The sequence below is a fragment of the Halorubellus amylolyticus genome (genome assembly GCF_034808145.1).
GTDB lineage: Archaea > Halobacteriota > Halobacteria > Halobacteriales > Natrialbaceae > Halorubellus.
This window is the reverse complement of record NZ_JAXHGM010000007.1, coordinates 66,308-83,187: the sequence shown is the minus strand read 5'-3', so window position 1 is coordinate 83,187 and position 16,880 is coordinate 66,308. Positions and strand designations below refer to the sequence as shown.

Annotated in this window: 19 protein-coding genes; 12 read left to right on the top strand and 7 right to left on the bottom strand. The window is 67.5% G+C overall.

What is annotated here, in order from left to right; genetic code table 11:
• Window positions 1-25: 25 nt before the first annotated feature.
• Window positions 26-616 carry an NUDIX hydrolase gene (locus tag SM754_RS15325; protein ID WP_323677121.1) on the top strand — a complete coding sequence of 197 codons (591 nt, stop codon included), beginning with the start codon at window positions 26-28 and terminating at the stop codon, window positions 614-616.
• A gap of 68 nt (window positions 617-684) precedes the next feature.
• On the opposite strand, the gene SM754_RS15320 is transcribed toward SM754_RS15325, so the two are convergent.
• Window positions 685-1,251 carry a GrpB family protein gene (locus SM754_RS15320; protein WP_323677120.1) on the bottom strand — a complete coding sequence of 189 codons (567 nt, stop codon included), beginning with the start codon at window positions 1,249-1,251 and terminating at the stop codon, window positions 685-687.
• Window positions 1,252-1,346: 95 nt separating this feature from the next.
• On the opposite strand from SM754_RS15320, the gene SM754_RS15315 reads away from it, so the two are divergent.
• The 3 genes from SM754_RS15315 (at window position 1,347) to SM754_RS20555 (ending at window position 2,589) form a co-directional block, all read left to right on the top strand.
• On the top strand, window positions 1,347-1,901 hold the full coding sequence (locus SM754_RS15315; RefSeq protein ID WP_323677119.1) for a class I SAM-dependent methyltransferase: 555 nt from the start codon (window positions 1,347-1,349) through the stop codon (window positions 1,899-1,901).
• 192 nt (window positions 1,902-2,093) lie between these two features.
• Entirely contained in the window at window positions 2,094-2,237 is a 144-nt protein-coding gene (locus tag SM754_RS15310) for a DUF7129 domain-containing putative zinc-binding protein (protein ID WP_323677118.1), read from the top strand.
• A gap of 205 nt (window positions 2,238-2,442) precedes the next feature.
• The gene (locus SM754_RS20555) at window positions 2,443-2,589 is read left to right on the top strand and encodes a DUF7129 domain-containing putative zinc-binding protein (protein WP_501993798.1); all 147 of its coding nucleotides are present in this window, start codon (window positions 2,443-2,445) and stop codon (window positions 2,587-2,589) included.
• 102 nt (window positions 2,590-2,691) lie between these two features.
• Here SM754_RS20555 and SM754_RS15305 read toward each other — a convergent pair whose 3' ends face one another.
• Entirely contained in the window at window positions 2,692-3,147 is a 456-nt protein-coding gene (locus tag SM754_RS15305; protein WP_323677117.1) for a DUF7992 family protein, read from the bottom strand.
• Between the two features lie 153 nt (window positions 3,148-3,300).
• Between SM754_RS15305 and SM754_RS15300 the strand changes: the two genes are divergently transcribed.
• The 3 genes from SM754_RS15300 to SM754_RS15290 all read left to right on the top strand — a co-directional run bounded on the left by SM754_RS15300 (window position 3,301) and on the right by SM754_RS15290 (window position 5,811).
• Complete coding sequence (locus SM754_RS15300; protein WP_323677116.1) at window positions 3,301-3,600, top strand: DUF5779 family protein; 300 nt, start codon at window positions 3,301-3,303, stop codon at window positions 3,598-3,600.
• 208 nt (window positions 3,601-3,808) lie between these two features.
• On the top strand, window positions 3,809-4,963 hold the full coding sequence (locus SM754_RS15295) for an MFS transporter (protein ID WP_501993803.1): 1,155 nt from the start codon (window positions 3,809-3,811) through the stop codon (window positions 4,961-4,963).
• A gap of 128 nt (window positions 4,964-5,091) precedes the next feature.
• Window positions 5,092-5,811: a hypothetical protein gene (locus SM754_RS15290; protein WP_323677114.1), complete on the top strand. Its 720-nt coding sequence runs from the start codon at window positions 5,092-5,094 to the stop codon at window positions 5,809-5,811.
• Window positions 5,812-5,865: 54 nt separating this feature from the next.
• Here SM754_RS15290 and SM754_RS15285 read toward each other — a convergent pair whose 3' ends face one another.
• On the bottom strand, window positions 5,866-6,603 hold the full coding sequence (locus SM754_RS15285) for a VOC family protein (protein WP_323677113.1): 738 nt from the start codon (window positions 6,601-6,603) through the stop codon (window positions 5,866-5,868).
• Window positions 6,604-6,719: 116 nt separating this feature from the next.
• Complete coding sequence (locus SM754_RS15280; RefSeq protein WP_323677112.1) at window positions 6,720-7,874, bottom strand: glycosyltransferase; 1,155 nt, start codon at window positions 7,872-7,874, stop codon at window positions 6,720-6,722.
• 130 nt (window positions 7,875-8,004) lie between these two features.
• On the opposite strand from SM754_RS15280, the gene aglJ reads away from it, so the two are divergent.
• Window positions 8,005-9,129 carry an S-layer glycoprotein N-glycosyltransferase AglJ gene (gene aglJ / locus SM754_RS15275; RefSeq protein WP_323677111.1) on the top strand — a complete coding sequence of 375 codons (1,125 nt, stop codon included), beginning with the start codon at window positions 8,005-8,007 and terminating at the stop codon, window positions 9,127-9,129.
• A 44-nt stretch (window positions 9,130-9,173) separates the two neighbouring features.
• On the opposite strand, the gene SM754_RS15270 is transcribed toward aglJ, so the two are convergent.
• On the bottom strand, window positions 9,174-9,500 hold the full coding sequence (locus tag SM754_RS15270) for a DUF5789 family protein (RefSeq protein ID WP_323677110.1): 327 nt from the start codon (window positions 9,498-9,500) through the stop codon (window positions 9,174-9,176).
• Between the two features lie 101 nt (window positions 9,501-9,601).
• Between SM754_RS15270 and SM754_RS15265 the strand changes: the two genes are divergently transcribed.
• Window positions 9,602-9,811: a ribbon-helix-helix domain-containing protein gene (locus SM754_RS15265; RefSeq protein ID WP_323677109.1), complete on the top strand. Its 210-nt coding sequence runs from the start codon at window positions 9,602-9,604 to the stop codon at window positions 9,809-9,811.
• Window positions 9,812-9,883: 72 nt separating this feature from the next.
• Here the strand turns inward: SM754_RS15265 and SM754_RS15260 are convergent, their stop codons facing one another.
• Window positions 9,884-12,286, bottom strand: coding sequence for a hypothetical protein (locus SM754_RS15260; RefSeq protein WP_323677108.1), 2,403 nt, complete (start codon window positions 12,284-12,286; stop codon window positions 9,884-9,886).
• A 241-nt stretch (window positions 12,287-12,527) separates the two neighbouring features.
• Between SM754_RS15260 and SM754_RS15255 the strand changes: the two genes are divergently transcribed.
• Together SM754_RS15255 and SM754_RS15250 are read left to right on the top strand one after the other, a co-directional pair.
• The gene (locus tag SM754_RS15255) at window positions 12,528-13,985 is read left to right on the top strand and encodes a DUF4330 domain-containing protein (RefSeq protein WP_323677107.1); all 1,458 of its coding nucleotides are present in this window, start codon (window positions 12,528-12,530) and stop codon (window positions 13,983-13,985) included.
• On the top strand, window positions 13,986-14,549 hold the full coding sequence (locus SM754_RS15250; protein WP_323677106.1) for a hypothetical protein: 564 nt from the start codon (window positions 13,986-13,988) through the stop codon (window positions 14,547-14,549).
• Window positions 14,550-14,636: 87 nt separating this feature from the next.
• On the opposite strand, the gene aglM is transcribed toward SM754_RS15250, so the two are convergent.
• Window positions 14,637-15,935 (bottom strand): UDP-glucose 6-dehydrogenase AglM, encoded by a 1,299-nt coding sequence (gene aglM, locus SM754_RS15245; RefSeq protein WP_323677105.1) that lies wholly within the window; start codon window positions 15,933-15,935, stop codon window positions 14,637-14,639.
• Between the two features lie 117 nt (window positions 15,936-16,052).
• On the opposite strand from aglM, the gene aglF reads away from it, so the two are divergent.
• Window positions 16,053-16,805 carry a UTP--glucose-1-phosphate uridylyltransferase AglF gene (gene aglF, locus SM754_RS15240; RefSeq protein WP_323677104.1) on the top strand — a complete coding sequence of 251 codons (753 nt, stop codon included), beginning with the start codon at window positions 16,053-16,055 and terminating at the stop codon, window positions 16,803-16,805.
• The last annotated feature ends 75 nt before the right edge of the window (window positions 16,806-16,880 follow it).

The window sequence follows — 16,880 nt, the reverse complement described above, 5'->3', positions numbered from 1 at the left end:
CCGCGTCTCGCGTTCGTCCGCGTCCATGAACGCAACCGACGACGACGCGGACGACGATGGCGACGGCAACGCCGATGACGGCGGCGCTGGCGCCGACGACGGCGACCACGACCGGAGTTGGCGGGACGTTCGACCGATGGTGCTGGGTCTCGTCTGGCGCGATGGGAACGCGCCCGGGGAGCCCGCGGCGGACGAACCGGAGCTCCTCGTGTCGCGTCTCGGGCCGTTCGCGGACGACGACGAGGTGTTCTATCGGCCGCCGGGCGGGGGCGTCGAGTTCGGTGAGACGACGGCCGAGGCGGTCGTGCGCGAGTTCGACGAGGAGCTCGACGCGACGATGACCGTCGAGGGATTCCTCGGCGTCGTCGAGAACCGCTTCGAGTTCTGCGGCAACCGGAACCACGAGTGCTGTTTCGCGTTCGAGGTCGCGTTCGCGGACGACGCGCGCTACGACCGGCGGTCGATGCACGGCGTCGAGCACGACAGCGACGTCACGTACGAGACCGAGTGGGCGACGCTCGACGACCTCGAGGCGCGCGACGAGCCGCTGTATCCAGGTGGGCTCCGCGAACTCCTGGAAACGGACGCGACCAGGGTCGCTCCGCCGGCGGAGTAGGCTCGCGGACGGTGTACGACGGACGTTACGCCGTAGTCTCGCGGACGGCGTTGGCGGGCGCGGCGCCGTCAGTCCGGAGTGGGGACCGCGAAGTCGAAGGCGAGGTCGTCGGCGTGCCGCGCCTCGCGGAGGAGTCGGTCGACGAGCGCCGATTTGCCTTCGGAGTACGCGCCGAGGTCGTCGTGGTCGGCGGCGAGGTCGCGCTTCAGGTCGGCGTACTCATCGCGGGCCGCGGGGCGTTCGCGGAGGACGTCGCGCGTGGCGACGCTCGTCCGCCAGCCGTCGTCGGTGACGCCGAAGACGTGGACGTTGAACCGCTGGCCGTCGTGGCGTCGCGCGACGACGTGCCACGTCGACGCGTTCTCGTAGCGAGTGCCACCGAGTGCGTCCGCGACCGCGTCGGTGCACGCGGGGACGGCGTCGTCGGCGACGACGACGTCGACGTCGACGACGTCCTTCGCTGGCAGGTCGGGGACGGCCGTGGAGCCGACGTGTTCGATCCGGCGGACGCGGTCGTCGACGCTGGCGGCCGCGAGCGCGTCCCGTAACCGGTCGCGTTCCGCCGCGTACCGCTCGCACCAGTCCTCGTACCGCGAGTCGACGAGTTCGATGGGGTCGTCGTACAGGCTGACCATTGGTAAGCGAACCGACGCCAGCGACTTCAATCCCGGCGGGCCGTGCTAGCACTGGACACCACAGGGATACGTGCCCGGCGCGCATTCGGTCGGGTATGGGATTCCACACGTTCCCGGTCGACCGCGCCGATGCGCTGGAGGACGAGTCGCGGTATCGCTTCTGTTCGCGCGAGGAACTGGTCGCGGCGCTCGCGCTCGACGGGTCGGAGACGGTCGCGGACCTCGGGTCCGGGACGGGGTTCTACACGGACGACGTCGCGCCGTTCGCCGGGTCGATGTACGCGGTCGACGTGCAGAGCGAGATGCACGACGTCTACCGCGAGAAGGGCGCGCCCGGGAACGTCGAGTTCGTGACCGCGGCGGTCTCGGACCTGCCGTTCGACGACGGCGAGCTGGACGCGGCGTATTCGACGATGACGCACCACGAGTACGCGGACGCGAGCGGGCTCGCGGAACTGCACCGCACCCTCGCATCCGGCGCGCACCTGGTGACGGTCGACTGGAGTGCCGAGGGGGACGGCGAGGACGGGCCGCCGACCGACGAGCGGTTCGCGCTCGCGGACGCCGTCGCCGACCTGGAGGCGGCCGGGTTCGCGGTCGAGCGCGCGAGCGAACGCCCGGAGACGTTCCTCGTGGTCGCCACCGCGTGAGCGGCGGGTGATATCACGACCACGGGAGCGCGCCGGACGAACGCGTGGTCGTGGACGCGACGGCTACCCCCGGCGAGAACTGACCGAAAGTCCACCACCTAGAACGAGATTAAACAATATGGGTGCTTCTGGAGGGCATTTGGTTGTATCAGGGGAACCCTTAACCCTGTGAAACGGTGTCATCCCATTACGATGGTACGAACCGACGCGTACACGCCGGGCGAGCCCGAGTACGAGTGCGTGCGATGCGGTGCACGCCTCGAGAGCCGGGCTGACACGTGCGACGACCCGTTCTGCGACGGCGCACCACGCAACATCGGGGTCGAACGAGAGTAACGCGCCCCGCGACGAGACCCTGCCAGACCGCCGTTCCGTCCGCGAGCCGGTCATTCGTGGGCTGGCCGGCCCGCACCCCGACCGCGAGAGCGGTCGTCCTTCTCGCGTCGTTCACCCGTCCACCCGCAGCGCCAGCACCGAACTTACCGATTCGTCACTCAGGGCCAGATTTATCACTGTGAGTGTCAATGTCTAACGTGTAGAGATGGACGAACAGACCACGAAAGAAGAGCGAACGGTACAGACGTACGAATGTGCGCGCTGCGGCGAGCGACTCGACAGCGCGTCCGACTCGTGCTCGGACCCGCTCTGCGACGGCGAGACGCGACGCGTCGGCGTCGGCAGAGAGTGACCGCACACGCTCTCCGCCCCCCCGACCACCGGCACACCGAGCGCACCGGTAGCAACGGAAGCACCAGCGGCACCGGCAGCACCCTCGCGGTAGCGGCGGCCGCTAGAAGTCCGGGAGGTCCTCCGGCGGCTCGTACTCCGACTCCCAGTCGACGTACTCGTCCTTGAGCACGTCACACACCACCTGGCCGAACTCCGTCAAGGACGCGTTCAGCGACGACACCGTACTCCACTCGTCGAGTTCCGGGTGATAGTCGCGTTCCTTCCAGTCCTCCGGGATGCCGGGCGCGTGGTAGCCGACGCGGTCCGCGAAGCCGTCCCAGAAGAAGTCGAACTCCGCGAACATCGCCAGATCGGTCGCGATACCGAACTCGCGCTCGTCGAGGGCCGTGTCCGCCGCCCACTCGTCGAACGCACGCTCCCACGCTCCCTCGCGGAGGAACGCCTCCAGTTCCTCGCGCTTGTAGTCCGTGTCGCCGACGATCTCGGCGTCGTCGTACTCGTTCGGGTCGACCTCCTCGAGCGCCGGTACCGGCGGCGCGTCCACGTCGAGTCCCATACCCGAACCGACGCCTGCGGTCCGGATAAGGATTCCCGGACGCCGACGGCCGAACCGACCCAGCGACCGGAGTCACGACCGCGGTCGTCAGACGCTGTTTTCGGGCGACGAGGGGACGGAACTGTTTAGTCGAGGCCTCCCGAGAGGTGGTGTATGAGCGACTTCGACCTCGACCTCCGCGCCGTCGAAGACCACCTCGACGACGAGGACGAGGACGCCGACCTCACCGGGAGCGTCCGCCTTGGCGTCCTCGACGGCACGACGCCCGGCAGCGAGTGGTACGAGACCGTCATGGCGGGGAACGTCCTCGTCCTCGACGTCAAGGGCGACGTGAACGAGCTCGCCGCCGGGTTCGCGCGCGACGTCCGCGAGGACGACGGTTCTCTCGTCCACTTCCGCGGGTTCCTCATCGTCTCCCCGCCCGGCATCGACATCGACACCAGCGACCTCTAGACGCACCTTGTCGATGCCCGCCGACTCCCGCGGCGCAGTCGGGTGGCTGACCGGGTGAGGTACGGCTTCGAGGCGGACCGCGTGGGCCGCGGCCGCGTCCGCCGCTTCCAGTCGAACTATATCGTCGGCCGCGAACGTCAACTCAGTGAGCGACGGCTATCGAACCCGCACCGGGGTGGACGTGCGAACGATCACGCTCGTCGGTGGGATGTTCGTCCTATCCGCGGCCGCCGGCGCGTACGAGATAGCGCCGGCGAGCGTCGTCCCGCTCGTCCGCGACGGCCTCGGTATCGGGCCGACCGCAGTCGGGTGGCTCGTCAGCGTCATGTACCTGACCGCGGTCGTCCTGAGCATCCCGGTCGGGGTCGCGCTCGACCGCGTCGACGTCCGGAACGCCGTCACGGCGGCCGCCGTCGCGCTCCTCGCCGCCGGCGTCTGGGGGTGGAGTGCGGCCGCCGCGGGCGCGTACTGGTGGCTGATCGCGTCCCGCGTCCTCGGCGGGCTCGCGTACGTCGTGTTCTGGAACGCGGGCGCGAGCCTCGTCGGCGAAGCGGTCGACGCGGACGTTCGCGCGACCGCCGTGAGCGCGTTCACCGCGAGCGCGCCCGTCGGGTTCGCGCTCGGCCAGTTCGGGAGTCCGCTCGTCGCCGACGCGTTCGGCTGGCCCGCCATCTTCCCGTTCTTCGCGACCGTCGCCGTCCTCGGCGTCGCCGCGTTCCTCGCCGCGACCGCCGGCGAGTCGTTCCGCGGCGCCACCGAAGCGCCCGCGCCGAGTCGAGCGCAGTTCCGGAGCGTGTTCGCGAACCGCGCCGTGTGGACGCTGTCGACGCTCTCCTTCCTCGGGTTCTCCCTGTACCTGTTCGTGAACTCCTGGCTGCCGAGCTACCTCACGAGCGAACTCGACGGCGTCTCGCTCGCGCTCGCCGGCGCCCTGACCGCACTGTTCCCGGCGATGGGCGTCGTCTCCCGGACCTCGGGCGGCGTCCTCTCCGACCGCGTCTTCGACGGCAGCCGACGGCCCGTCGTCGTGCTCTCGTTCCTCCTCACCGCTCCCGCGATCGGCGGGTTCGTCGCGTTCACCGCGGTCGAAGCGGTCGTCGCACTCACCGTCGTCTCCGGGTTCGCCATCCAGCTCGCGCTCGGCCTGCTGTACACGTACGTCACCGAACTCGTCCCCGACGAGGTGACGACGACCGCCATCTCCGTCATGACGAGCGTCGGCCTCTTCGGCGCGTTCCTCGCACCCATCGCCGCCGGGGAGATAATCGCCCGCTCGGGGTACCAGACCGCGTTCCTCGCCGCCCTCGTCGTCGCCCTCGCCGGCATCGCCCTCGCGTGGTACGCACCCGAATCAGCCGACTGACGGGGCCCTGTCCGGCTCCTCACGGCCCGTCGGTGTCGGGCACGACGAACCACGGCGAGACGGTCGCGACCCACCGGTCGAACGGCCACCACGCCCGGCTATTTACGTCGGCCGTGCGTCGCGTCCGTATGAGCGAAGACATCCTTCGGAGGTTCGGCAACGCGGTCGAGAGACTGACCGCCGACCGGAACTACCTCCGGTTCCAGCGGTTGGTCCTGGTGGCGACGGTCGTCCTTCTCGCCGCGAACGCACTCGTCCGGGTCGAGATCGTTGCGCTCGACGCGGCCCTCGATGACCGCCTCTGGGACGCCGGCATGCTCGCCGTGGCGCTGTTCCTCGTCACGGGCCTCCTGCAGGTGATCGCGCTCGGCCGGAGCTTCGACCGCGGCCGCGCACAGGTCCAGCAGGCCGCCGACGAGCTCGAGACCACGGCCGCGGACGTCGAGCAGACCGCCGAGGAGCTCGAGGAGACCGCCGAGACCGTCGAATCGGCGGCCGACGAGGTCGAGGCCGTCGGGTCGAAGGTCGAGACCGCCGCGGAGAGCATCGACGAAGCGGCTTCGGAGACCGACGTCGACCCGCCGGTCGACCCGGACGAGGTCAAGACCGTCGCCGACGAGGTCGACGAGACGACCGACCGCGTCCGCGAGCAATCCAGCGAGGTCAAGGAACGGTCGAAGGAGATCAAGGACAAGACGAACGCGGCGAAGGAAGCCGCCAAAGACGCGAAGCAGGCGACCGACGGCGACGTCGAGTTCGCCGAAACCGACGCGGAAGGCCCCGAACGCGAGACCGGCAGGAACGAAGAACATAGCAGCGACCACGAGGACGGGGACGACGAGAAGTGACGGTCGGCGTGGAGCCGTCGGTCCCGGAGTGCGGGGCTGGGCGGTGCGGCGAGGTCACGGTTCGTGGAACGTCAGGACGTGCCCGTCGGGGTCGCGGACGCGGACCGCGACGCCGTCTCCGCCGGCACCGTCGTCGTCGAGTCGCTCCCGGTCGGTGACGCGAGCCGCGACGGCGTCGACGGTTCGCTCCGGGTCGTCGGTCGCGAACCCGAGGTCGACGTGGACGCCGCCGCGGGCGTCAGCGAGCCCGAGATGCGGCTCCCAGAGTTCCAGCGCCATCGGCCCGTGCATGCGGACCCTGGTGCGGTCGGCGCCGCGGTCGACCGTCTCGAACCCGAGGTCGGCGTAGAACGACTCCGCGGCCGCCAGGTCCGTGACCTCGAGGACGACCTCGAACACGCCGTCGATACCGGGCCCGTCGACGGACTGCTGGCCGAGCTCCACGCAGTTCCCGTCGGGGTCGTACAGGTAGAGCGAGCGCGCGTCCCCGAACACGTGCTCGTCCAGGTCGAAGCCCGCCGCCTCCAGGCGCGCCCACCAGTCGTCGTACTCGCTCGCCGGGATACTCATCGCGTAGTGCGTGTGGAGCCCGCCACGCGGGACCGCGTCCGGGCGGCGACAGACGAGCGCGGTGTCGCCCGCCGCGAACGCCACCTGCTCGCCCGACCGCGCGAGCGACGACGACAGGTCCGCGTCCGCGACGGCGTCCATCCCGAGGACGTCGCCGCAGAACTCGCTCGCCGCAGCCAGGTCCTTCACTTCGAGCGCCAACCAGGAGAGCCCCGAGAGCATACCGTCGGATTCGCCCGACACCATCAAGAAGGTTCGCCGCGGCCAGTCGTCGCACGCGTCGCAGGGCAAGGTCGGCGAACGTCTCGCCGGGGGGAGTCGGCGAACGCCTCGCGGGCCTAGTTGTCGAACGCTTCGCGGAGCTCCTCGTCGACCTCCCACGTCCCGTCGCCCTTCCCGCGGAGGAGTTCGATGCTCGCGCGGAACAGCGACACCTGCGTGTCGAACAGCGAGTACAGCGGCGCGAGCGGCCCGAGGAGCTCCCGGGAGCCGAGGGCGACGAACGCACCGAGCGCGGCGAGAACGCCGACGCCCGCGAGCGGCTGGACGGCGACCGCGGCCGCCGCCGCGACGAGGACGACGTCGAGCATGACGAGCCACGGCGACACCACCATGAACCACCAGTTGAACGGCAGCACCACCCGGCCGTAGCTCCCGTACCCGCCGAGGGCGTCGCGATGCTGCGCGAGCAAGCGGATGAGACCCATCCCGCGGCGGTCCTTCTGCGTGCGGCGCTTCCGGAACGCCGAGTGACTCGCCTCCTTGTACTGGACCGCCGGGTCGAACACCACCCGATGGTCGTCGCCCTGCCGGCGGATGCGCAGCGCGAGCTCGGTGTCGTCCGCGAGCGAGTTCGGGTCGATCGGCGTGATGGCGTCGTTCTCGAACGCCGAGAACGGCCCGTGGAAGATGAACGTCGAATCCAGGTGGCTCTCCAGCGTCTGGATGTGGCTCTGCACGCCCCGATACCCGGACTCGACGTCGCTCCCACCAAGGACCTCGACGTTCGTGCCCGTCACAGCTGCGACCTCGGGGTCGGCGAGGTTCGCCGCCGCCTCCCGGAGCACGTCCTCCGGCAGGAGCGAATCACAGTCGGTCTTCACCACCATCTCGTGCTCCGCGGCCGCGTACGCGTCGTTCAACGCCGGTGCGAGCCCGCGACGCCCGTCCTCCTCGATGAGGTTCAGTTCGGGGTGCTCGCGGTCCGCGAAGAACCCGCGGACGATGTCGCGGGTCTCGTCGTCCGACGAATCCACCACCACGAGCTCGACCTTCTCCATCGGGTACTCGAGCGCCAGGACGTCCTCCAGTTTCTGCTCGACGATCCCGGACTCGTTGTACGTCGGCAGCACGATACTCACCGCCGGTTCAGACGGCTCCTTCGCCGCCGGCGACCCCGACGGCCGCTTGAGCGCGTAGAGGACACCGAACGCGAGATACGGCGCGAACGTCACCGCGACCGCCACCGCGGCGACCACGACCAACCAGTTCATACCCCCGCGTTCCCCGCCGGAAGCCAAAACGATGACGGCATCCCAGCCGCGGACCCGTCGGCCAGCCACCCATCGACCAGCGAGGGAACGCGAGGGTTTTTGCCGCTGTGGCGAGCATCCCCGAGAGAGAATGGGCGAGTACGACGACGTCTGCGTGCTGGTGCCGACCTACAACGAAGCCGAGACCATCGACGAGGTCGTCACTGGCATGCAAAGCGAGGGGTTCGACGACGTCCTCGTCGTCGACGGCCACTCCACGGACGACACGCGAGAACTCGCCAGCGACGCCGGCGCCACCGTCATCACGCAATCCGAAGGCGGCCGTGGCTCCGGGAAAGGCCAGGCCGTCCGCGAAGGCGTCGCGTACACGAACAAACCCGTCGTCCTCATGCTCGACGGCGACGGCACGTACCTCCCCGAGGACGCCCACCGGATGGTCGAACCCGTCCTCGAAGGCCGCGCCGAGCACGTCGTCGGCGACCGGTTCGCGAACATGGAACGCGACGCGATGCCGCGGCTCAACCAGTTCGGGAACGCCATGATCAACCGCGGCTTCGGCGCCATCCACGGCCAGCACCTCTGCGACATCCTCTCGGGGTACCGCGCGTTCACTCGCGACTCGTTCTTCGAGATGAACCTCAGCGCCGACGGGTTCGGCATCGAGACCGAGATGGCCGTCGAAGCCCGGCGGAACGGCCACCGCATCCACGTCGTCGACATCACGTACGTCTCGCGGCCCGACGCGAGCGAATCGAACCTCCGGCCGTTCCGCGACGGCGGCGGCATCCTCCTCACGCTCTACCTCCGCGCGAAGACCCACAACCCCCTCTTCTACTTCGGGAGCATCGGCGGCGTCCTCACGCTCGCCGGCACCACGATCGGCGTCTTCGTCCTCTACGACTGGTTCGTCAACAAGACGCCACACGAGGTCCTCGCACCCGCCGGCGGCTTCGTCTTCATCCTCGGCGCCCAGTTCCTCATCTTCGGCGTCCTCGCCGACCTCCTCGTCTCCCTCCACGAGGAACAACGCCACCGCCTCGAACGCATCGCACGCGAAGAGATCGGGACGAGCGACGACGACGCAACCACGCCCGTCCAGACGACGTTCGACGACCACGCCGAACGCACACGCGCCGACACCACGAGCGACGGCGACGACGCGCCGACCGGAACCGACGACGGGACCGCCGCGACCGACGACGCGTCAATCGACGACCACGACGCGAATACGACCGCCAACGCGCTCGACAACTAGCACTCGCGAAACCAGACGCCCCCGCCCCACGGAGGTCGACCACCTCAGAACGGGAGCACGCGCCGCACGCGCTCCAACACCGACGCCCCCTGCTGTCGCCGCCGCTCGAACACCGGATGCAGCGCGTTCAACAACTCCTGCTCGTCCCCGAACCGCTCGCGCTCCACCTCCGCGAGCACCTCACCCAACCGCACCGAATGCCCGCGCGTATCGTACGGTACCTCGACGTGCCCAACCGACTCCCGGAGCTCGCGCTTCGACGCCGGATACGACACGTCGAACGACTCCAACCGATCGTCGACCGCAGCGATACCGAACGCCACGGTCGCCGGCTCCTCGTCACCGTCGTCAGCAGGCGGCCGCATCCCCATACACCACCCTACCCACCGAACCCAGAAGAAACTGTCCGAACCCACCCCATCCACCACCGTCGGACGCAAACCCCTTCACCCTCCACCCCCACACCACCACCATGACCGACTACACCACCGTCTCAATCCCCAAAGACCTCGCCGACCGCGTCGAGACCACCATCGAAGGAACCAGCTTCTCCAGCACCAGCGACCTCGTCCGCTTCCTCCTCCGCAGCATCGTCATCCAACACGAACAATCCGACGGCCTCACCGAATCCGAATTCGAAGAAATCGCCGAACAACTCCAGGACCTCGGCTACCTCGAGTAAGAGACACAGCGCCTCCGCGAACTGTCACGGTTAGTTCTTCAAACAATCCCACATACCGTCCGGGAGCGTCTGCTATACGCGCGAGTATCTGATTACAGAATCACCGATTCGCCGCTGCGAATCAGAATATTTCGGCACCCAGTCGCTCTGGAACGAGTTTCCCGAGAGGGTCGTGGTGGTCGCGTTCTCGTGGTTCGGTCGAACTTGCGTCCCGTTCCGCACAGCGTCCTCGGGAACGCGAACCGACTCTCCGGCCACGCGATACGTCCCCGGGTACGGAACTCGAACCGAATAGCTCCCGTTGGCGTCCGTAGTCGTCTCTCGAACGTACTCGAACGAGTACGACTCGAGCGTTACTGTCGTCCGCACCGTCACCGACGAGTTCGGTTCTGTCTCGCCACGTATCTCGGCACCCTCGACCAGCGTGAAGACCTTGTACGCTCCTCCGTCCTCCGCGTGTAGCAGGCGATAGTGTGCGAGCCCGGCTGTCGACGCGGCCCGACTACCGTTGTGACGATGCAGTCGAGTTCCGAGCGTGGAGCCGTTGGCAATGACGTCCGTCGACGTCACGATGAATCCGACGCGGTCCTGAATCCGCTCGTACCACTTCGTCTCGTTCGTCGACGTGACGAAGTCGGCGTAGTTGCTTCGAGCGAAGCCATACGACCTCGATTCACCACTCACGAAGTAATTGTACATCCGGTTGTGGGCCCACTGACTGAACACGTAATTCTCCGGATACTGCATGTCGTGAGCGTCGCTGTATTCTGCAACCCACGCCGCGGCGTCGTACCCCTGGTTCGGGGCGGTCGTCTGACTCGTCTTCACTGGGACCTGGACGATGCTGAGTCCGGAGATGAGAACGAACAACCCGACGAGAGTGAGCGCCTGTCGCCTGTCCGGGACGGTGAGTCTTTGGACGACACCGCCGGAGAGTGGCGCGGGCGGGCGGGCGACGTCGATCCACGCTGCCAGGTGTATGAATCCGAAGCCGGCGAACACGGCGACGAGAAGCGAGAGCTGACCCGCGAACCGAACCTGAATCGCGGCGAGTACGAGGAGGTACCACGCGTAGACGGCGACGGGCGTCCATCGATCGTCGTCCAGCAACCGGTACGACGCCCACACGACGTAGGGAAGCGCGAGTAAGAGCAGGAAGCCGAACAGGAGCAGCCAGCCGGCGGAGTCGCTGAAGAGACTCTGGACTTCGGCGATATTCCGGCGTGCGAGCAGGCGCTCCGTCACTGACGACGTCAGTCGAGACCACATCTCGGGGCGAAGCGATTGGAACGCGAACGTGCCGGCAGCGACGCCGACCAGTTCGACGACGACGAGACCAGCGGTCGGGAGGTCGAGCCGATACCAGAGTTCACCCACCACCAGCACGCCACCACCGGAGAGAGTGAGCATGAGTGGAGCGCTGGCGACGAGCGTCGTGTGCCAGCTGTACGTCGAGTGCCCGAACCATGCGAGTGCTGCTGCGAGGCCGACACCTGCGACGATCGGGCCGACGGACGTGAGGACGGATTCGTTCCGGTTGACGGCCGTGACGCTCATCGCTGCGATTGCCACGCCGAGCGGGGCGATGAGCAGTGGCCCGGCCTCCCACGCGAGCGTCTGGCCAGCGACACCGACGCCGATAGACGCGATACCACCGATGACTCCAACGTCGGTGGCTCCCTCTGACCGCGCCCAATTGGCAATCAACACCGTCCCAAGGAGAGTCAGCGCGAGCCAGGGATAGTCGAAGGCGTGGTGATCGGCGAACCCGACACTTGTGCGGAAGGCGTGGGACGGCAGCACAGCGAGCATCACGACTGAAGCGACTCCGATGCGTCTGTCGTCGGTTACGACTACCGCGATCGCATAGACGAGAGCGGCCGATAGAACAGCTGAAACGACCGGAAACCACGCGAGGACCGTTCCCGCCGTCACCGCTGTTCCACCGAGCGCGACGGTTACGAACCAGAGCGCGGCGAGCATCAGTGGCTCGCCCTTCGAGACGGTACCCGGTAGCGACGAGAGCGTCGTTTCGGGGTCCGAGAGGAGCTGTTCGAGCCAGTACCGATAATAGTAGGGGTCGTTCGAGGAGAGAACCACGGCGTCACCCTGGAACACGAGCGGGACCGAAGTGAGACGAAGGACGAGGACGAGTGCGAGCGCGCCGACGACGGCAGCAAGCTCCAGCCGACCCACGTCGAACCGCGGGATCTCTGGGTCGAATCCGGTCGCGCGACCAGCGGCATCGTCGAGGTCGTCGTTGAGCGCCCGTCGGACGGCCTCGGGGTCGGCGAGCCGATACCCCGCGTCGCCCTCGACGACAACGTCACGGCTGACGAGTTCGCCGAAGACGCCCGAGTCCACGTCGACGTCGTCGAACGTCCATGGCGGCTCCGCTGCGAGTGCCGCCTCCAGTGCGGATTCGAGGTCCGGCCGGTCGTCGAGTAGGTCGCGAACCTCTCGGGCGGAAACCATACGCGGTCCGTATCGGACTCGCGTATTGAATTCACCGCTTCGGGGATTCGGTTGGAGTACGGCCAGTAGCGGAAACCGCGAGACGTTCCACTCAAGTCTCCAGGTTGCCGCTCGGCGCTGCACGACCCTCCGGATTCCAAGCAAAGACGCACCAGCGGGAGATGCGATACTGTCGCACATCCGGAACGGTTTTGTTGGTCACCTCTGGAACGTATCGTACTATGAACGTGGTGAGTGAGGGATGGAGCTAATCGACGACGAAGGAAATCTCTTCGGCGTCGTGAACGTCGTCGACGCACTCGTGGTTCTCTTGGTGGTTGCCGTGATCGCGGCTGGGGTTGCGCTCGTGAATCCGTTCGCCTCTTCCGAGGATGCGACGAGGTACGCGACGCTCGACCTGGGAGAGCAGCGACCGTACGTCACCGAGTTGATCTCGGAAGGTGACGTGTTGTCACCGTCGAACTCCGATAGTAACGCGACGGTGACCGACGTGTACGTGACGCCGTCGGGCGACGAGAACGCGACGGTGACTGTTCGGGTCAGGATGGACGGACAGTTGGTCGAGAGCGGAGAAACCGGGCGGTCCGTGTTCTCTCTCGCGGGAACGACCATACAGCGTGGAACGAACCTTCGCCTGGGGAGTGACGAGTACACGATCGACGGTATCGTCCGCTCGTACGCCGAGAGTGGAAAGTCGCTGCAGATCAGTGAGACCTCGATTACCGTATCGGAGAGCGTTTCGACGGCTACTGCGGAGGCGATCTCGCGAGGGGATACGTTCGTCGTCGGTGGCGACACGGTCGCGACGATAACCGACGTGCACGTCGCGCCCGGGAACAGTTCGAACGTTCGTCACGTGACCGTCGGCGCGACGGTCGAGACGCTGAATCGGTCGGGGCCGTCCTTCGCGGGTCAGCGCGTGTCTCTCGGACGGAACTTCAGCTTCAGAAGCGACGGGTACGAGCTGACCGGCGAGATCCAGGCGGTCGGGAACGCGACCGTCCGAACCGGGACCGAGTCGGTAGTGCTCCGAGCGTCCGTCTCACCCGAGACGGCGCAGTCGATCGACGAGGGTGACGCGTACCGGATTGCGGGGAACGAGGTCGCGAGAATCTCGACCGTTCGTACGTATCCATCCTCGAAAGACGGACGGCTGATGGCCGTTCTCGGGATGAAGCTCGTCACTGTCGACCGAAGCGGTGAGCAGTACGTCGGCGATCGCCTCGTTCAGGTGGGAACGGCGATTCCGTTCCAGTCGGATAGCTATCAGTTGACGGGGAACGTGGTGACGCAAGGGTCGCTGTCGCTTCCCGGCGAGGCGACGACGAGGTCGGTCGAGATACAGCTCGAGTCCGTCGCACCCGAGGTCGCGGACAGCCTGTCGACTGGGATGGTCGAGCGCAGTGGGAGTACGGTGTCTGCGCGGGTAACTGACGTCCAAGTCGATCCGGCGGTCGTCACGTTGACCAGCGAGTCGGGGGACATCTATCGCCGCGAGCACCCCGTCAAGAAGGACGTCGTGCTGACCGTCGAGCTCTCCGGTAGGGAGACGCCGGCCGGGCTGTACTTCCACGGCGAGGCGTTGCAGGTGGGTCGGACGGTCCTCCTCGATTTCTCGACGGTGACCGTCGAGGGAACCGTCGTTCGCATCCCGCCGACGAGCACCACGAATTCGACCGGGACCTCGGTGGTCGGGTAGGTGTCACTCGTGTTCGCTTCGGGGACGGACGGCTGGTCTGGGTCGAGCGTCGTCAGCGCCCTCTCCCGCGGAGTGAAGGGGTCGACGATAGTCCGATGGGTCAGGGAGCGGGTTCAGCGGGCACGGGAGTTCCCCGAAGCGTTCGGCTCGTGGGCGAGAGAGGCCGCGGTCGCCTCGACGCTGACGAGGCTCTCTCAAGCCGTCGAGCACTCGGGGATTGCTCGTGCAGGCCGAGAGGGAGGCGACTGGGCGGCACACTCGTTCCTCTACCGCTGGCTGACGACGGAGCCCGAACCGGACGTCGTCGTCATCGACCTCCGCGAGACCCTCTCCGCCGGACCGGTCATCTGGCTCCTCGACCGCGTCGTCGACCTGCTCGTGCCGTACTGGGCGCAGTCGGTTCCGGGGCGAGTTCTCGACGTCCTCATTAGCTGGGGAGAGCGAGCCGCGGACACGCGGGCTGGTCGACTGCTCGTCGCCGTGCTGGAACCTCCGGAACCAGCCGAGAGAGCGGACGATATGGCCGGATCGCAGGACAGCCAACGGGAAGACGGGGACCGGTGAGCAGACGTCGACGTCGCAACGTAGTCGAACGCTACTCCAAGCGATACTCGCGGTCCGCATGTCCCGAGTCGTAGGCGGGTGCTCGAGTCACCAGGTCAGTCCTTCGTACGTCATACCGTCGCGGGGCTCGATGCTACGCCGGCCGTCGACGACGACTGGCGAGCGCATGGCGTCGAACTCGTCGTCGAGTGCCTGGAATTCGTCCCAGTCGGTCGTGAGGAGTGCGGCGTCGGCGTCGTCGAGTGCGGTGGCGGCGCTGTCGGCGTATTCGATGTCGGGGAAGTGTTCGCGCATGTTCTCGCTCGCGATGGGGTCGTAGGCGACGACGGTGGCGCCGCGCTCCTGGAGGCCCTGGATGACGGGGATGGCGCGGGAGTTGCGGACGTCGTCGGTGCCGGGTTTGAACGCGAGGCCGAGGACGGCGACGCGCGCGCCGTCGACTTCGATGTGGTTCTCCAGCAGCCCGAGCATGCGTTCGGGTTGGTGGTTGTTGACGTCGATGGCGGCCTGAAGCATCTTGGGGTCGTACCCTCGCTCGGTGGCGGCGTGGACGATAGCGGCGACGTCCTTGGGGAAACAGCTGCCGCCCCAGCCGAGGCCGCTGCGGAGGAACTTCGCGCCGATGCGGTCGTCGAGACCGATGGCGTCGGCGACGTCGTAGGTGTCGATGCCGTACTCCTTGCAGACGTTCCCGATGTCGTTGATGAGGCTGACCTTGGCGGCGAGGAAGGCGTTGTTCGCGTACTTGACCATGATCGCGGTCGCGCGGTCGGTCTCGACGATGGGGACGTCGTGACCGTCGGCGGCGCGGGCGTCGAGGAGTGGCGCGTAGCACTCGTGGAGAGCGTCGAGCGCGCGTTCGTCGCCCGGGGCGGTGCCGAAGACGAGCTTGTCGGGGTGGAGGAAGTCGGCGACTGCGCTGCCTTCGCGCTGGAATTCGGGGTTGGTGGCGACGGAGACGCGGTCGCCGGCGTGGGCCTGGGTTCGGGGGGCGAGCCTGTCGTCGACGACGTCGGGGAGGACGGTGCTCTTGACGACGACGACGTGCTCGTCCACGTCAGCGAGCGCGTCGCCGGTCATCTCGCTGGCGGCTTCGAGCGCGCTGGTGTCGATGCTGCCGTCGGGGTTCGAGGGGGTCTGGATGGCGAGGAACGTCAGGTCGGTGTCGGGGATGACGGCGTAGTCGGTGGTCGCTCGGAGGCGGTCGCCGGCGTGGCGTGCGATGCATTCTTCGACGCCGGGTTCGTGGATTGGTGACTCGCCGGCGTTGATGCTGTCGACGACGTTCTGGTCGATGTCGATGGCGACGACGTCGTGTCCGAGGTCGGCGAGGCAGGCTGCGATGGTCGTTCCGACGTAGCCGCTGCCGACGACGCTCACGTTCATACGTGGTGGGGAGTCGACGACTGCTGTTAATTATGCCGGTCCTACCGATGAGTCGGGGTCGTCGTGGGTGGTGGTAGCGGCCGCGTAGTAATGACCCGACACGGGGTGATGTGGCGTATGAAGGCTGTCGTGCTCGCGGCGGGGAAGGGTACCAGATTGCGTCCGTTGACCGCGGACAAACCGAAGGGGCTCGTGGCGGTGAACGGCAGACCGATACTCTCGCATTGCTTCGACCGCCTGCGCGAGCTGGACGCCGAGGAGTTCGTGACGGTCGTCGGTCACCGCGGCGACCAGATCCGGGAGTTCTACGGTGACGAGTACGAGGGCGTCCCCGTCACGTACACCGAGCAGGCGGACCCGCAGGGGATCGCTGACGCGCTCCTGTGCGCGGAACCGTACGTGGATGGCGACTTCATGTTGATGCTCGGGGACAACGTCTTCCAGGCGAACCTCGCCGACGTCGTGAACCGCCATCAGGAGTCGCGGGCGGACGCGGCGTTCCTCGTCGAGGAGGTCCCCTGGGAGGACGCCTCGCGCTACGGCGTCTGCGACACGAACAAGTACGGCGAAATTACGGACGTCATCGAGAAGCCCGCGGACCCGCCGAGCAACCTCGTCATGACCGGGTTCTACACGTTCACGCCCGCCATCTTCGACGCGTGCCGGCTGGTGATGCCGTCGAACCGCGGCGAGTACGAGATCAGCGACGCGATCGACCTCCTCATCCGGAGCGGCCGCACCATCGACGCCCTCCGCTTGAAGGGATGGCGGGTGGACGTCGGCTACCCGGAGGACCGCGACCGCGCCGAGGCCCTCTTGCGCGGCGAGATCGATCCGGCGAGCGAGGAGCTCGTGGAGACCGCGGACTAGTCGTGCGTGCGATTGGAGCCCGGGGGATGGCCGGCGAGCGAACGCTTCGCTCCGACAGACTCCGGTCTTCCGGTC